16 protein-coding genes are annotated in these 14,838 nt (G+C 46.1%); 13 read left to right on the top strand and 3 right to left on the bottom strand.

Annotated elements, in window-relative coordinates:
- Window positions 1–170: 170 nt before the first annotated feature.
- The 3 genes from mntR to ACH59B_RS15280 all read left to right on the top strand — a co-directional run bounded on the left by mntR (window position 171) and on the right by ACH59B_RS15280 (window position 3,561).
- Window positions 171–596: a transcriptional regulator MntR gene (gene mntR, locus ACH59B_RS15290; RefSeq protein ID WP_007430946.1), complete on the top strand. Its 426-nt coding sequence runs from the start codon at window positions 171–173 to the stop codon at window positions 594–596.
- Between the two features lie 137 nt (window positions 597–733).
- Window positions 734–2,476: a family 10 glycosylhydrolase gene (locus ACH59B_RS15285; protein WP_404301984.1), complete on the top strand. Its 1,743-nt coding sequence runs from the start codon at window positions 734–736 to the stop codon at window positions 2,474–2,476.
- A 95-nt stretch (window positions 2,477–2,571) separates the two neighbouring features.
- Window positions 2,572–3,561 (top strand): patatin-like phospholipase family protein, encoded by a 990-nt coding sequence (locus tag ACH59B_RS15280; protein ID WP_016822303.1) that lies wholly within the window; start codon window positions 2,572–2,574, stop codon window positions 3,559–3,561.
- Window positions 3,562–3,679: 118 nt separating this feature from the next.
- Here the strand turns inward: ACH59B_RS15280 and ACH59B_RS15275 are convergent, their stop codons facing one another.
- The 3 genes from ACH59B_RS15275 to ACH59B_RS15265 all read right to left on the bottom strand — a co-directional run bounded on the left by ACH59B_RS15275 (window position 3,680) and on the right by ACH59B_RS15265 (window position 6,270).
- Window positions 3,680–4,000 (bottom strand): hypothetical protein, encoded by a 321-nt coding sequence (locus tag ACH59B_RS15275; RefSeq protein ID WP_017427493.1) that lies wholly within the window; start codon window positions 3,998–4,000, stop codon window positions 3,680–3,682.
- A 7-nt stretch (window positions 4,001–4,007) separates the two neighbouring features.
- Window positions 4,008–5,000: a DUF1385 domain-containing protein gene (locus tag ACH59B_RS15270; protein ID WP_044785237.1), complete on the bottom strand. Its 993-nt coding sequence runs from the start codon at window positions 4,998–5,000 to the stop codon at window positions 4,008–4,010.
- Between the two features lie 268 nt (window positions 5,001–5,268).
- On the bottom strand, window positions 5,269–6,270 hold the full coding sequence (locus ACH59B_RS15265) for an ABC transporter substrate-binding protein (protein WP_016822300.1): 1,002 nt from the start codon (window positions 6,268–6,270) through the stop codon (window positions 5,269–5,271).
- A gap of 265 nt (window positions 6,271–6,535) precedes the next feature.
- Here ACH59B_RS15265 and ACH59B_RS15260 point away from each other — a divergent pair, with 265 nt between their 5' ends.
- The 10 genes from ACH59B_RS15260 (at window position 6,536) to ACH59B_RS15215 (ending at window position 14,835) form a co-directional block, all read left to right on the top strand.
- Complete coding sequence (locus tag ACH59B_RS15260) at window positions 6,536–7,126, top strand: YqhR family membrane protein (RefSeq protein WP_123797348.1); 591 nt, start codon at window positions 6,536–6,538, stop codon at window positions 7,124–7,126.
- Between the two features lie 74 nt (window positions 7,127–7,200).
- On the top strand, window positions 7,201–8,274 hold the full coding sequence (locus ACH59B_RS15255; RefSeq protein ID WP_123797378.1) for a Xaa-Pro peptidase family protein: 1,074 nt from the start codon (window positions 7,201–7,203) through the stop codon (window positions 8,272–8,274).
- A 33-nt stretch (window positions 8,275–8,307) separates the two neighbouring features.
- Entirely contained in the window at window positions 8,308–8,865 is a 558-nt protein-coding gene (gene efp, locus ACH59B_RS15250; protein ID WP_013371789.1) for an elongation factor P, read from the top strand.
- A 196-nt stretch (window positions 8,866–9,061) separates the two neighbouring features.
- Entirely contained in the window at window positions 9,062–10,315 is a 1,254-nt protein-coding gene (locus tag ACH59B_RS15245) for an aspartate kinase (RefSeq protein WP_013371788.1), read from the top strand.
- A gap of 390 nt (window positions 10,316–10,705) precedes the next feature.
- A complete protein-coding gene (spoIIIAA, locus tag ACH59B_RS15240; RefSeq protein ID WP_025365164.1) occupies window positions 10,706–11,701 on the top strand; it encodes a stage III sporulation protein AA in 996 nt (331 codons plus the stop codon).
- The gene (gene spoIIIAB, locus ACH59B_RS15235) at window positions 11,694–12,212 is read left to right on the top strand and encodes a stage III sporulation protein SpoIIIAB (RefSeq protein ID WP_013371786.1); all 519 of its coding nucleotides are present in this window, start codon (window positions 11,694–11,696) and stop codon (window positions 12,210–12,212) included. The genes spoIIIAA and spoIIIAB overlap by 8 nt, the downstream gene beginning before the upstream one ends.
- Window positions 12,213–12,224: 12 nt before the next feature.
- Window positions 12,225–12,428, top strand: a complete 204-nt coding sequence (gene spoIIIAC / locus ACH59B_RS15230; RefSeq protein WP_010345636.1) for a stage III sporulation protein AC — start codon at window positions 12,225–12,227, stop codon at window positions 12,426–12,428.
- Window positions 12,429–12,436: 8 nt separating this feature from the next.
- Window positions 12,437–12,826, top strand: a complete 390-nt coding sequence (gene spoIIIAD, locus ACH59B_RS15225) for a stage III sporulation protein AD (RefSeq protein WP_013371785.1) — start codon at window positions 12,437–12,439, stop codon at window positions 12,824–12,826.
- A gap of 12 nt (window positions 12,827–12,838) precedes the next feature.
- Window positions 12,839–14,029: a stage III sporulation protein AE gene (gene spoIIIAE / locus ACH59B_RS15220; RefSeq protein ID WP_016822295.1), complete on the top strand. Its 1,191-nt coding sequence runs from the start codon at window positions 12,839–12,841 to the stop codon at window positions 14,027–14,029.
- 38 nt (window positions 14,030–14,067) lie between these two features.
- Window positions 14,068–14,835, top strand: a complete 768-nt coding sequence (locus tag ACH59B_RS15215; protein ID WP_016822294.1) for a stage III sporulation protein AF — start codon at window positions 14,068–14,070, stop codon at window positions 14,833–14,835.
- Window positions 14,836–14,838: the final 3 nt, after the last annotated feature.

Below are 14,838 nucleotides of genomic sequence, written 5' to 3'. Positions count from 1 at the left end.
GCGACAACATTAGTGTACCCTGCTTAAATTGAACAAATCGTGGCAATAGATGTGAGTGGAGGGACGAGACTTGCCAATGAGCGATGATAACATGTATCATTACATAGTAGGTTTAATGCAGGAAATGAAGGCGGTAAGCGCCCGTTCAATAACAGAAAAGAGGGAAACAAGTGCCAACGCCAAGCATGGAAGATTATTTGGAGCGCATTTACCAACTGATCGATGAGAAGGGATATGCTCGTGTCTCGGATATCGCAGAGGGTTTGGAGGTGCATCCTTCGTCCGTCACCAAGATGATTCAGAAGTTGGATAAGGACGATTATCTTGTATATGAGAAGTATCGGGGACTGATTTTGACACCGAAAGGGAAAAAGGTCGGCAAACGGTTGGTTGACCGCCACCAGTTACTAGAGCAATTTCTGGATATGATTGGGGTTGACAAGGACCTAATATATAAAGATGTGGAAGGTATTGAACACCATTTGAGCTGGGATTCCATCACACGTATCGAGACATTGGTTGAATATTTCCGCCGAGATGAAGATCGCTTGCGCCAGCTTCATGACATACACAAGGAATTGAGTGGGGATTCCTAAAAGCATCTGTCCTTACGGACAATGCTTTTTTTTATTTTCCTGACCGCAACAAATATCTGGTTATTAGCGTCTATCCATTATATAGCAGGACAAGATAGGGGTTAAAATTAACAGGGGTAGCGGAGGATTATAAAGATATGAATCGGAAGAAAATAGGGCTCATGGTTGCGGGTCTACTCTTAGCAGTACAGACTGCCATCGTGCCTGGAGTTCAAGCGGCATCAACTGGTGAGATTGAGATTATATTGGACGGACAGTCCCTGCAAAGTGATGCGTCACCGTACATTGTACAGGGCGCGAATGTCACGATGGTTCCTTTGCGAGTGATTAGTGAGGGATTAGGCGCACAGGTCAACTGGTCGGCATCGTCTGGTACGGTAACGATTACAGCACAGAACAAAAATATATCTATGGATAATGGTGCACAAAGCGCTACTGTGAATGGCAAGTCGGTTCGATTGGACGCATCTGCGCGTATGTCAAGTGGGAGAGTCATGGTACCACTGCGTTTTGTTGGGGAAGAGTTGGGGTTAAAAGTAGACTGGCAAGCCTCAGAGCGGGTCATTACGTTAAGCAGTGGTAAAGAAGGTACCTCTACTGCTGGGAGTACTTCTGTGGGAAACAGCAGCTCAACATCAAATAACTCAGCATCTGGCAATCAGGAGAGTGTTAGTACCGATCAGGGAGCCAAGGAGGATGGACAGGACGCTGTTACCTCACCGTCAACCTCTACTAATGAGGAAGGTTCAGGTTCCTCACAGGGAAATGTGGCTCAGGTGAAGGCTACAACCTCTATGCGTGGAGCATGGATTTCCACCATTAATGGAGACTGGCCTTCTTCATCTGCACGAAGCAGTTCCGAGAAGCAGAAGCAGGAGTTTACAAAAATGCTCGATGATTTGCAGGGTATGGGCATTAACGCGGTATTTGTTCAGGTTCGTGCCAGCGGGGATGCGCTTTATCCGTCTGATCTTGTGCCATGGAGCAAGTATTTAACGAATACCCAGGGTAAAAATCCAGGCTATGATCCGTTGAAATTTATGATTAGTGAATCACATAAGCGGGGGATGGAATTCCATGCCTGGTTTAATCCGTTCCGTGCTAATTCTACAGGAACAACTAGCGGTTTGGCAGCAAACCATGTGGCTAATCAACATCCGGATTGGATTGTTAAGAATGGTAGCCAGTTGTACATCAATCCTGGAATTCCAGCTGCACGTCAGCATGTCATTGCTGCGATTATGGAGGTCGTAAACGGATACGATATTGACGGTGTCCATTTGGATGATTATTTTTATCCTTACAGCGGGACTTTTGATGATGATGCGACATTCAAAGCATATAACGCCAACAAAATCTCTAACAAAGGTGACTGGCGGAGAGATAATGTAAATAGTTTTGTTCGCGATTTGGGTAAAAGCATTCATGCCAGCAAGTCGAAAGTTCAATTCGGGATTAGTCCTTTTGGCGTGTGGCGCAACAAGTCTCAGGACTTAACGGGTTCAGACACCAAGGCAGGCGTTACTGCGTATGACACGACATTTGCAGATGTAAGAACCTGGATTAACAAAGAATGGATTGATTATGTAGCTCCACAAATTTACTGGAGTATCGGTTTCCCAGCAGCTGGATATGACAAGCTTGTCGCATGGTGGTCCAATGAGGTCAAAAATTCAGATGTTAAGCTGTATATTGGCCATTCCCCTTATAAAATCGGCACCCCTGAAAAAGGATGGCAATCCGCTCAAGAGTTAATTAAGCAGCTTGAACTGAACGAGAATTATAAGCAGGTCAAAGGGGATATTTATTTTAGTGCACAGCATTTGCGGAAAAATCCATACGGACTCATTCAACTTCTTCAAAATTATTATCAATTATGATATAAATTGGATCATTTAGGTTCTATATGGACCTCCGTTCTCATACATAAGCAGTAGAACTGCTTACTCCCAAGAGAACGGAGGTTTTTTGATCTATGCTGATCAATGCTGTGTTCCAGGGTGGAGGGGTTAAGGGAATATCGCTGGCGGGTGCAGTTAAGGCTGCGGAGGAGCATGATATTGTATTCAATCGTTTGGCTGGTACATCATCAGGTGCTATTGTAGCTGCTTTATTGGCTGCAGGATATACGGCGGATGAAATGAAAGCCGTAATTGAGAAAACTCCCTTGGTCAAGTTGTTAAGACGTTCTCCAGTGTTCAATATTAAGTGGGTTGGGCCAGCAGCACGTATCTTTCTTAAAAAAGGGCTCTACTCAGGGGAGGCACTAGAGCATTGGGTACGCGAGCTGTTACTAGCTAAAGGAGTGCGTACATTCGCGGATCTACCTCCTGGCAAGCTGCGCATTATTGCATCAGATATTACGAATGGACGCATTTTGGTGCTTCCTGAGGATATCAAACGTTTTGGTATAAACCCCTCTTCACTAGAGGTAGCCAAGGCCATTCGGATGAGCACGAGTATCCCTTATTTTTTTGATCCTGTTATGTTAAGACTTGATTCTGCACTTGCCAAGGGAAAAACCTTTTCCCAGCAATTTGTATTTGTTGTTGATGGAGCCTTACTCAGCAATCTGCCTCTATGGCTTTTTGATGAGCCTGTCAATGAACGTGAGGCCAAAACGATTCCAACGGTAGGATTTCAAATGGTGGGCAAAACAGGGACGGAGACCAAGGTTTCTTATATACGAGGCCCATTGACCATGCTGCAGGCTATTTTTGATACCATGCTATCGGCACATGATGAACGGTATATTGAGCAGGAGAATCGGTATCGGACCATTAAAATTCCAACTTTGGGTATCCGCACTGCCCAATTCAGCATTTCACCAGAGCAAAGTGATTTGTTGTATGCTTCCGGTGTGCAGGCAGGAGAAGCTTTTTTCCACAAATGGAGCATCACTTCTTACCAGCAGCAGTATAGTAAGTATCAATTGATGAAAGATACCATGTACGCCATGAAATAAACACACTTACTGGCAGTTGAAGTATTTTCAAAGGAAGTAAAAAAGGAGCCTCTTCCCGGTCATATTGCAAAACACGGGTGATGGCTCCTTTGTGCTACATTTTAAAGGTTGATAATGATTAATGATATTTAGGTTGTTCCTCTTCATTTTTGCCCTTGGAACCCTCAATGACATGAAAAGGATATGCTTTGCGTTTGCTTGTAGTCTGCTGTTTACGTGCACTGGCTGTTTTGGTCATGGTGCGCACAGAGGGCTTAACTTTGGGAGTTCGCTTGCGTTGTCCTGGCTGGTATTTGTACAGCAGAAATATAACTGCAAAAATAAAGATGGGGATTAGTAAACTAATGAGAAAGCCCCAGCTACCTTTCCATAGCATATCTACAATTCCATATGCGCCCAAAGCAAGGGTAAGCCAGAAAATAACGGCATGTCTGTACATCATTCACTCATCCTTTCACAGGATCAAGGACCGGACTGTTGAGAGTCTCCTTTACAGGTACATTTTCTAACTCAGCATCCAATTCAAGCATACGCTTAAATGAGGCAATCGATACCTCCACTTGATCATCGGTCGGTTCTTTGGTGGTAAGCAACTGCAGCCATAGGCCGGGGTAACCTAGATAACGAAGCACTGGAATTTCCCGAAGTGCATTGGTCAGCTTGAGAAATTCAAAAGAAAGACCCAATACGATCGGAAGCAGTAAAAGACGTTGCCCCATGCGCTCCCACAGATTATCGTAGGTAAACAGGGAGTAGACGAGTACCCCGATAATCACGGTGAGCATAATAAAGCTGCTACCGCAGCGATAATGCAGTCGGCTATATTTTTGTACGTTGGCTGGAGTCAGTTCTTCCCCAGCTTCAAATGCAGTAATCACTTTATGCTCCGCGCCGTGATATTGAAACAGTCGCTTAATTAACGGAGTTTGGGAAATACCCCATAAATAAGCGAGCAGCAAAATCAGCTTAATAGCTCCTTCAGCGAGATTATGCAAAATCTGGTTGTGAAACAAGCCGCCAAACAGGAAACTCTCCATAACAACCGGAACCAGGGTTAATACAATTTTGCCAAAGAGGAAGGACAATATACCGACCGCAGCCACGCCGATCATCATGCTCAGGCTCCAACGGGATTCCTCTTTTTTCTTTTGTTCAGCGCGTTCTTCCGGATCTACTTCATCATCAGCATACGCATCGGCTGAATAGTTCAAATGCTTGGTGCCCTTGGCACTGGAGTCGATGATGCTGACAATCCCCCGCAATAACGGAATTCTGCGGAATTTGGACACCCAGGATTGCTCCTTACGTGGTACTTCCAAATATGTGATTTCGCCAGATTTGCGGCGAACTGCCGTGACATTGACACGCTTGCCGCCGAACATGACACCTTCAATGACTGCCTGACCGCCGTAGCTCACAGGCTTGGATGCTTGTGACAACCGTCTCACCTCTCTTAATACATACTTTTTTGTATATTGTATCGAATTTGGAAGGGAATATCTAGTTAGACGAAAATGGGATGTAGTGACCTGCTAATTTTATCATTCGAAAAGGAAATTTAATCATAACGGAGAAGATGGAAATCCTTGTAGTGTGGGGAGATATCATGCCATAGGTTTAAAAAAGCATTTATGAGAGCGGTCAGACTGCCCCCATAAATGCTTATTATCGCCAGTTATAAAATCAGACGGAATCGCCAGATCAAATTCATTGCGTAATTGCCCCGACAGTCTCATCCACCAGTCCCTTTGACGAGACCGGGCCGCCAAACGTCCATGTTGTACTGGCCAACGGATAAGTACGTTTTTCTTTGACGAATTTCAAACCGTTCCAAACAGAATTGTTTTTCATAGATGAGCCGAAAACATTATCGTCTGGCTGCACAATATAGATAAAGTTGCTGTCCTGAACGGCTGACAGAGCTTCAATGCCAACCGTTGAAAAGCCATACGATTCAACCTTGCTCGGTTTCCAATCGTTAACCAAACCGATCTTCGCCAGTGTTCCTACAACGACTGAATTATCTGAAAACATACGCAGACTGGCTGCATTTTGCGAAGTAAAAGCCTGTGTCAGTATAAAATGGAAATCCGATTTGTTTGCAGCGGCGAGCTTTTGTTTGGCTTCGGCATAATGCTGATCCAGATCGGCAAGCACCTGCTTAGCTTTATCCTCTTTTCCAAGAGCGACTGCAATACTATTAAAAATCTTCACCATCTTATCATAGTCGTAGCCGTTACCATCGTTCAGATTATATTCAATCGTCGGTGCGATGGCCTTGAGTTGCTCATAGATTGCTTCATTCCCATCAAAATTGGATATGATGAGATCCGGCTTTAATGAAGCAATCGCCTCCAAATTAGGCTCGTTGCGTGTACCGACATCGACCACGTTACTGTCCAGAGCCGCCTCTGGAGTCACATACACCTTATAGTTGGCATTGTCCGCATTACCAACTGGCTGAACGCCCAATGCAATCAAATCCTCCGTAAATGTCCATTCAAGCACCACGACACGCTGCGCGGGCTTGTCAAGCGTGAGTTCACCACGATTATGCTTTACTGTCACAGGACCGGTCGCTGCTTCAGTGGGTTTGCTGCCCGACGTAGTTGTCTGACCTTTATCTGCTGCATTGTCAGTTGCTCCACAACCTGCCAGTGTGAGCATAAAAGTCAGTAACAATAAGAATCCGATAAATCCCTTTTTCATAGATTGCGTTCTCCTGTATAAACGTATTATAAAATGATAATGATTATCATTTTCATCAATATATTATGAAACAGGATTGAAATTTTGTCAATGCAAAGATTATTAAATCCACTCTTCGACTTCATTGTTAAACTGCTCCCCATTGGAGCATACTACCTCTCAAAATGGATAGGCACGAATTTGGTGGAAGTACACATGCTTTTCCTTATAACAATGAGTCCTTACCATGAGAAAATTTATTCATTTTGAAAGGAGATCCAACCACATGAGTGAAACTTACTCTATACCGAAAATAGGTCGTGATCAGGAACAGTCCCGTGAATCTCAAAATCAACGTAATCATAATGACAACAGTAACAGAGGCAGACAACAGTCAGGCAAATTACATACACCGCTCATTCCCTTTGCACTTGAGCTGGGTTTTTTTGCGGGTTTGCTCTGGGGGTTGCTGCGCTGGCTGTTTTATACGCTGCACTTTACAGTAGTGGCGCCTGGCTTTCTGGCAGAGCCGTTTTTCAAGCATTCGTTCATGAACACCATGGCAGGGCATTTGGTGGGGTTGCTGTTTTTTATTGCATTGTCCGTGGTAGTGTCATTGGTGTACACCCTGATTTTGCGTAGGTTTAATGGCCCTATACCCGGTATTATATACGGTCTGATTTGGTGGGTTATTTTATTTGTGTTAACAGGCCCTAAGTTAGGGATGATGAACCCTCCTTATCGATTAACATGGAATTCCATATATACAGAAGTTTGCGTATTTATACTGTGGGGACTATTTATCGGATATACCGTTGCTGTCGAGTATACGGATGAAAGAATGCGCGAGCCTGAGAAGGCTGGGGACAGAACGTAACAAAAACTTCTCAAGCGCCTATCCCCTGTGTTAAAATAGCATTTGGTTATTTGACAGAGGGGAGCGGAATGAAGATGAAGAATGACCGGGTGCTAAAGTTGCGGCAGGCGCTGGGCGAGCATAACCTGCGGGCTATGCTGATTACCAGCCCTGTCAATCGTCGATATTTGACAGGCTTCACAGGTTCAGCGGGCTATGTGCTGATTACAGAATCCCATAGCTATTTGCTGACTGACTTTCGTTATATGACACAAGCGACCGAACAAGCCCAAGGCTTTACGGTAGTGCAGCACGCTGCGCAGGTCATGGAAACAGTAAGAGAATTGCTGTCTTCCCATCAGATTAGCGAAACAGGCTTTGAGCAGGATGATGTAACTGTTGCGACACATAAAGCTTATAGCGAAGATCTGTCACCTATTAAGCTGGTTCCGGTATCGGGCATTGTGGAAAAGCTGCGGGTGCACAAGGATGCGGGAGAGCTCGAAGTGATGCAACGGGCAGCGGATTTGGCAGATGCTACATTTGCACACATTTTACCTTACATCAAACCAGGAGTCAGCGAGCGTGAGCTGGATCTGGAAATGGAATTCTTCATGCGCAAGCAGGGAGCTACTTCTTCTTCATTTGACACGATTGTGGCATCCGGAGTTCGTTCGGCATTGCCTCATGGAGTAGCTAGTGCAAAGTTAGTACAAGCAGGTGAGCTGATTACGTTTGATTTTGGTGCGTTGCTGGATGGCTACTGCTCCGATTTGACCCGTACAGTGGCTACACAAGGGGATTTGGCGCCTCAGTTGCGCGAGATCTACGATATTGTACTTAAGGCGCAGCTTCACGCACTCGAACATATTAAGCCGGGCATGACAGGCCGTGAAGCGGATGCGCTGACCCGGGATATTATTGCTAGCCATGGGTATGGAGACAATTTCGGACACAGTACAGGTCATGGTCTGGGTCTTGAAGTGCATGAATCTACACGTCTGTCGAAGGCAAGTGATGATATTCTGGAGCCGGGCATGGTTGTAACGGTCGAACCAGGTATCTATGTGCCTGGATTGGGCGGTGTACGGATCGAGGATGATATCGTTATTACAGATAACGGCATCAAAGTATTAACGCATTCGAGCAAAGAATTTACAGTCGTTTAATAACGATAACAGTCCTGTAGGAGGGGTATTTTAGTGATTAACGTTAATGATTTTAAAACAGGTTTGACCGTCGAGGTAGACGGAGATATTTTTACAGTTCTGGATTTTCAACACGTAAAACCAGGTAAAGGTGCAGCATTCGTACGCTCCAAGTTGAAAAACCTGCGTAATGGTAATACGGTTGAACGTACATTCCGTGCGGGTGAAACAATCGGCCGGGCGCAAATCGAAAATCGTGGTGTATCTTATCTGTATGCTAGTGCAGACGATCATACATTCATGGACAACGAAACATATGATCAATTTACATTGTCCAGCGATCAGCTGAAATGGGAGCTTAACTTCCTGAAAGAAAACATGAATGTAAATATCATAAGCTACAACGGAGAAATCCTGGGTATCAACCTGCCTACCAGCGTGGAACTCAAAGTAATTGAAACAGAACCAGGTATTAAAGGGAATACAGCTACAGGTGCAACCAAAAATGCTAAACTGGAAACAGGCTTGAATGTTCAAGTTCCTCTGTTTATTAACCAAGATGACGTATTGTTAATTGATACTCGTGACGGCAAATACATGTCTCGCGCATAGAATTTACATTTTCAGGTATCCTCTGTCCTTATTAAGGGCAGAGGATATTTTTATATGTACGAATATTAAAAAACATTGGCTCCACACAGCACTTTCGTATTATACTGTACTAAAGTTATGCCGCAGGATGTCACGTTCAAATCGTTTGGTGCCATCTCAAGGTTACATACTGTTGAGTCTGAGGGAGTGAATATCGTTGTCTTTGTATGTCATGAAATTCGGAGGCAGTTCCGTCGGTGACACGGAGCGCATGAAACGCGTGGCAAAACGCGTCGTTGAGAAACAGAGTGAAGGGCATCAATGTGTAGTGGTCGTTTCCGCAATGGGAGACACAACAGACGAATTGATTGACCAGGCCAAATTATTAAATGAGCAGTTGCCTGCACGTGAGTTGGATATGTTGATGACGACAGGCGAGCAAATTTCAATCGCATTGTTGTCGATGGCTATTCAGCAACTGGGTCATGAAGCGGTATCGTTTACGGGATGGCAGGCAGGCTTCCGTACTGAATCTGACTTTGGTCGGGCACGGATTACGGATATTCAACCTCAGCGTGTGCTGGATGCACTGAGTAGCAACAAGATTGTTGTTGTAGCAGGTTTCCAGGGGATGTCTGCAGATGGAGATATTACGACGCTGGGACGTGGTGGTTCTGATACGACGGCCGTTGCGCTGGCGGCGGCAATTCAAGCGGATGCCTGTGAAATTTACACGGATGTGGACGGCATATATTCAACAGATCCACGGATCGTGAAGGTGGCACGTAAGCTAAAAGAAATTTCTTATGATGAAATGTTGGAATTAGCCAATTTAGGTGCGGCTGTTTTACATCCCCGTGCGGTAGAGTATGCCAAACATAACCGGGTACCGTTGATTGTACGGTCTAGTTTTAACCATAATGAAGGAACAGTCGTAAAGGAGGATGCAGTAATGGAGCAAGGCGTTGTAGTCAGTGGAATTGCATATGATAAAAATGTAGCAAGAATCAGTATTTTGGGCGTTGCAGATATCCCTGGTGTACTGGCAAAAGTTTTCGGAACACTGGCAGCAGCCAAAATTGATGTAGACATTATTGTACAGAGCGGGGTTGAGGCAGGAAAAGCAGATTTCTCCTTTACAGTAGCTCTAACGGATCGTGAAGCTGCACTTAAGACGCTGGAAGGTATTCGCGGGGAGCTTCCATACCGTGAAGTAACGTCTGAGGAAAATTTGGTGAAGGTCTCCATTGTAGGTGCAGGAATGGTTAGCCACCCGGGTGTTGCAGCACAAATGTTTGCCGTGCTGGCCGAGCAAGGCGTTAGCATTAAAATGGTAAGCACATCCGAAATCAAGGTATCGTGTGTAATTGAAGCTGGAAAGCTTCATGAGGTTATCCAAGCGTTGCATACAGCTTATAATCTGGATACCGAGGAGCAAGCGTTTGTAGGCGGCCCTAAAGACCGTCGTTAATAACATCAATTGATATAGAGAAATGCTATGACGGGGAAAGGTCGATAAATTATACGTTCCCTATTTATAGATTGATAAATCATAGAATACAGCAGTAGGTTAAGAGGTTGTTCCATCAGTAAGAGACAGACTGTGGAACAGCCTCTTTTTGCTGTAAATCTAGCTTTTTTATTTAAGGGTATCCCTTAGCCACCAAGGCATCGAGGGAGCCTTTTTTTATTATACAAAGCAGGGAAAGGTGCTTGAATGAGCGGGGAAAGGTCTGCTGAGCATGGATAGGAGTGATCAAAAGTTCGACTGGATTTTCAATATATTTTCGGCATAAAAAGCGAGAGTCAGCCATAGACTTGTCTTAAAGAAAAAGGACAACTGTGAGGAGGCGGCATTGGTATGGAATGGCTGGAGTTATTTCCGGAACCGTTGCACGGTATACTCGGAAGGCTTCCAGAAACGGTATTTAAGCAACTGGAAGAAATTCGGGTCCGGGAAGGAAGGCCGCTGGAAGTTAATGCGAATGGTGATCATCATTTTGTAACGACTGCTGGTCGGCTGACTTTGAATCCTGTTGAAGCCTATAAGCCTAACCGCGAGGATGCCCACCGATTGCTGGATTTTATCAGTAATCATTCCCTCTACACCATGGAAGAGGAGCTTCGCAAAGGGTTTATTACCATCCCTGGCGGTCATCGTGTTGGCTTGGCAGGGAGAACTGTGCTTAACCGAGGGCGAGTAGAGCATTTGAGGGATATAAGCAGCTTTAATGTACGAATTGCTCGGGCCATTCCTGGCATAGCTGATCGGATATTACCTTATGTAGCGGATCAAAAATCCGGGACGATACGGCATACGCTCATCTTGTCACCGCCTCAGCATGGCAAGACGACGTTGCTTAGGGACTTGGCTCGACAACTGAGTTACGGAGGGATGCAAAGCAACGGAGGGCGACGAAATGGACTTAAGGTGGGCATTATAGATGAACGTTCTGAGATCGCCGGTAGTCACAAGGGCATCCCCGGCTTTGATGTCGGACCTCGCACCGATGTATTGGACGGATGTCCGAAAGCGGAGGGCATGATGATGATGATTCGCTCGATGTCACCAGATGTCCTGATTGTGGATGAAATCGGGCGGCCAGAAGATGCGGAAGCGGTACGTGAAGCGCTTCATGCAGGCATCGCAGTCATTGCTTCCGCACATGGTCGTGATGTGGCTGAAATGGCAAGCCGATCTGCCTTTGCCGGATTAGCTACAGGACAGGAGCTGTTCCAGCTCTATGTCATGCTGGAGCGGACGAGCCGGGGCGTCTCTTTTCGGCTGGCAGATGCCAAGCAGCGCAGGCTGACACTGCCTGGGGAAGGGCAGAACGGGGGCATCTCCTATGCTTAAGCTGCTGGGAGCTGTCTTGGTTATACTAGCCACCACACTGGCAGGCTGGCAGCGGGCAAGACAATTTGCCATGAGGCCGCGGCAAATCAGAGAGTTAATTCTCGCACTGCAAAGACTGACCACCGAGGTTTCTTACGGGGTGTCTCCGTTACCAGATGCATTCGCCAAGACTGGAGAGCCCTTGCGAGAGCCGCTGCGCTCTCTGTTTCAGCAAGCCTCACGCTGGATGCACCCCTCTTTTGGCCTGACCGCCAGAGAAAGCTTGCATAAAGCGATTGAAGTCTCGTGGAGCCGTTCCTCTATGAAGCAGGCCGAGAAGGAAGCGATGCGTCAGCTTGCTTACAGCCTTGGAACCAGCGACCGTGAAGACCAGATCAAGCACATTGCGCTGACCATCCAGCAGTTATCCCATGAAGAAGCGCAGGCGCAGGCAGATCAGGTGAGATACGAGCGTATGAGCAGAAGCCTGGGACTGCTGATCGGAGCATTGATCGTCATTTTGATCTATTAGCGGGGTGCTCGAATGAATTTAGAAGTGAACGCAATTTTCCAGATTGCCGGAATTGGCATTATTATCGCTATGATTCATACCGTACTAAAGCAAATGGGCAAGGAAGACATGGCACACTGGGTGACGGTCATCGGTTTCGTTGTCGTGCTGTTCATGGTGGTACGAATGCTGGATAACCTTCTGCAAGAGATCAAATCTATTTTTCTTTTTCAGTAGGTGAACACATGGAAATCATACAAGTGGTGGGCTTCGCCCTCGTTGCCACAGTCCTCATCTTAGTTATCAAGGAACAGAAGCCGATGTTTGCCTTTTTGATTGCAACAGCTGCGGGAATCGTCATTTTTTTGCTGCTGATTGGCAAGATCGGATCTGTGGTTGCCGTGCTGGAGCGACTGGCCAGGTCTTCAGGGATGGACATGATTTATTTTAAAACCGTATTAAAAATAATCGGTATCGCTTATATTGCTGAATTTGGAGCACAGATCGTACGGGATGCGGGACAAGACGGCATAGCTTCCAAAATAGAGCTTACTGGAAAGGTACTCATCATGGTACTCGCAATCCCGATTATCAGCATTATTATTGATACCATTCTGAAGCTGATGCCCGCCTGAGGGGGTGATGCCATGAAAAGGCTGGGGGGCATGCCGAATCTCAAAGTTATTGTGATTTTGCTGCTATGTCTCTGGTGCGCCTCGGCTGCGGTCCTCTTCGCAGATACACCTACAAACGAATGGATCAGACAACAGGCGGAGCAAATGCCCAAAGATGATGTTGAACATTATTGGGACGGACTCATGAAGCAATACGGCAGATTTTTCCCTGACCAGAAAACGCCTTCTTTCATGGACATGCTGCTTCCGGGTGGTGAAGGATTCAGTATAAAAGGTGTGTTGATGGCCATAGCTGATTTTTTCATCCATGAAATCCGGGTGAATGCCAAGCTGCTCGTCACCATCGTCATGCTCAGCATTATGAGTATGGTGCTGGAAACGCTGCAAAGCGCTTTTGAAAGCAAGCAGGTCAGCAAAGTTGCCTACGCTATCGTGTACATGGTCATTATCATTTTGGCGATTAATAGCTTTAGTGTAGCGATTGGTTATGCCAAAGAAGCAATTGACAGCATGATTCATTTCATGATGGCGATGTTGCCCTTGCTGTTTACCATGTTGGCCTCGATGGGTAACGTTGTCACCGTTTCGGTGACCCACCCGCTGATTGTATTTATGATCAACACGGTCGGAACAGTTATTCATACGCTTGTTTTCCCGCTGCTGTTCTTCTCGGCTGTGCTGTACTTGGTCAACTCGCTCACGGGCAAATACAAGCTGACCCAGTTAGCTGATCTACTGCGGAACGCGGGTGTTGCCGTGCTGGGAGTGCTTCTGACTATTTTTCTAGGAGTCATTTCGGTACAGGGATTAACCTCTTCGGTTACTGACGGATTAACAATCCGTACAGCTAAATATATTACAGGTAGCTTTGTTCCGGTGGTAGGCAAGGCGCTGGCAGATGCGACGGATACGGTCATTTCGGCATCACTGCTCGTTAAAAATGCCATCGGCCTTGTGGGAGTCATCATTATTTTGTTCCTGTGTGCTTTTCCTGCTCTCAAAATTCTGACACTAGCCCTCATTTATAAAGTGACCGCAGCAATCATGCAGCCTTTGGGAGATACGCCTATTGTGGAATGTTTGGATGCCATCGGCAAGAGTATGATTTATGTTTTTGCGGCACTGGCGGCAGTGGGATTAATGTCCTTCCTTGCGATTACCGTCATGCTCGCAGCAGGCAACATGACAGTCATGATGAGGTGAATACATGCACATAATCCAACGAGAGGGAGGCGAGTGACGTGACCTGGCTGGGAGGCTGGCTCAAGGAACTAGTGCTAATCGTGCTGCTGGCTTCTTTTGTCGATATGATCTTACCGAGCCGATCTATGGAAAGGTATGTCAAACTCGTACTCAGCCTGCTTGTTTTGCTGACATTGCTGTCTCCGATTGTGCGCTTGCTGAGCAGTAGTCCCTCAGAGGTTCTGGGGCGAGCATTGGATCTGCAACGCCAGGCAGAGACAGGTAATAGGGAACCGACATTGGAAGAGATCTTAGCCAAAGGCAACAAGCTAAAGCAACAGCAGGAACAAAGCTCCATGCAATGGGCAGGCAAAGAGGTAGCTAAGGAAATGAAAGGGCAATTGGAGCAGTACACTGGGTTAGCAATTCAGTCGGTCCAGGTGACCCTTGCGCAGATTCAGCAGAAAGAATCGGGGCTAGAGGCAGGAACGGGTGTTCAGTCAGTAGTGGTTAAATTGGCGGAGCAGAAGGCAGAAAAAGAAGAAAACACAAACATCCCGCTGGGTACAGATGTCAAGCCGATTATGGTGGAGCCTGTAGCTGAAAAGACAGTGAATATTCGTGTGGAGCCGACACAGTCAAAACCCTCTAATCATAATGAAGGAACGCGAGAAGATGATCGTAGTCCTGACGAAACCACAGAGAATGGCAAATCTGCGGATCAGAAAGCTTTTGGTTTAATCACAGGAATTCTACGTGAAAAATGGGGGATCGACAGCACACATGTTCAGGTGATTAATTCGCAGGATGGAACACATGAATGGTAACAG

Origin of the sequence: Paenibacillus sp. DP01 (assembly GCF_044784315.1) — a bacterium.
In the GTDB taxonomy this organism is placed as follows: domain Bacteria; phylum Bacillota; class Bacilli; order Paenibacillales; family Paenibacillaceae; genus Paenibacillus; species Paenibacillus polymyxa.
Note: the sequence above shows the minus strand (reverse complement) of the source record. Positions and strands in the feature narration are given on the sequence as shown.

Coding starts and splice junctions, on each gene's coding strand:
- ACH59B_RS15255 (WP_123797378.1), top strand. CDS start 7,201: ATGAAGAATGACCGGGTGCTAAAGTTGCGGCAGGCGCTGGGCGAGCAT.
- spoIIIAC (WP_010345636.1), top strand. CDS start 12,225: ATGAATTTAGAAGTGAACGCAATTTTCCAGATTGCCGGAATTGGCATT.
- ACH59B_RS15280 (WP_016822303.1), top strand. CDS start 2,572: ATGCTGATCAATGCTGTGTTCCAGGGTGGAGGGGTTAAGGGAATATCG.
- ACH59B_RS15285 (WP_404301984.1), top strand. CDS start 734: ATGAATCGGAAGAAAATAGGGCTCATGGTTGCGGGTCTACTCTTAGCA.
- ACH59B_RS15260 (WP_123797348.1), top strand. CDS start 6,536: ATGAGTGAAACTTACTCTATACCGAAAATAGGTCGTGATCAGGAACAG.
- spoIIIAB (WP_013371786.1), top strand. CDS start 11,694: ATGCTTAAGCTGCTGGGAGCTGTCTTGGTTATACTAGCCACCACACTG.
- spoIIIAE (WP_016822295.1), top strand. CDS start 12,839: ATGAAAAGGCTGGGGGGCATGCCGAATCTCAAAGTTATTGTGATTTTG.
- ACH59B_RS15265 (WP_016822300.1), bottom strand. CDS start 6,270: ATGAAAAAGGGATTTATCGGATTCTTATTGTTACTGACTTTTATGCTC.
- spoIIIAD (WP_013371785.1), top strand. CDS start 12,437: ATGGAAATCATACAAGTGGTGGGCTTCGCCCTCGTTGCCACAGTCCTC.
- ACH59B_RS15275 (WP_017427493.1), bottom strand. CDS start 4,000: ATGTACAGACATGCCGTTATTTTCTGGCTTACCCTTGCTTTGGGCGCA.
- spoIIIAA (WP_025365164.1), top strand. CDS start 10,706: ATGGAATGGCTGGAGTTATTTCCGGAACCGTTGCACGGTATACTCGGA.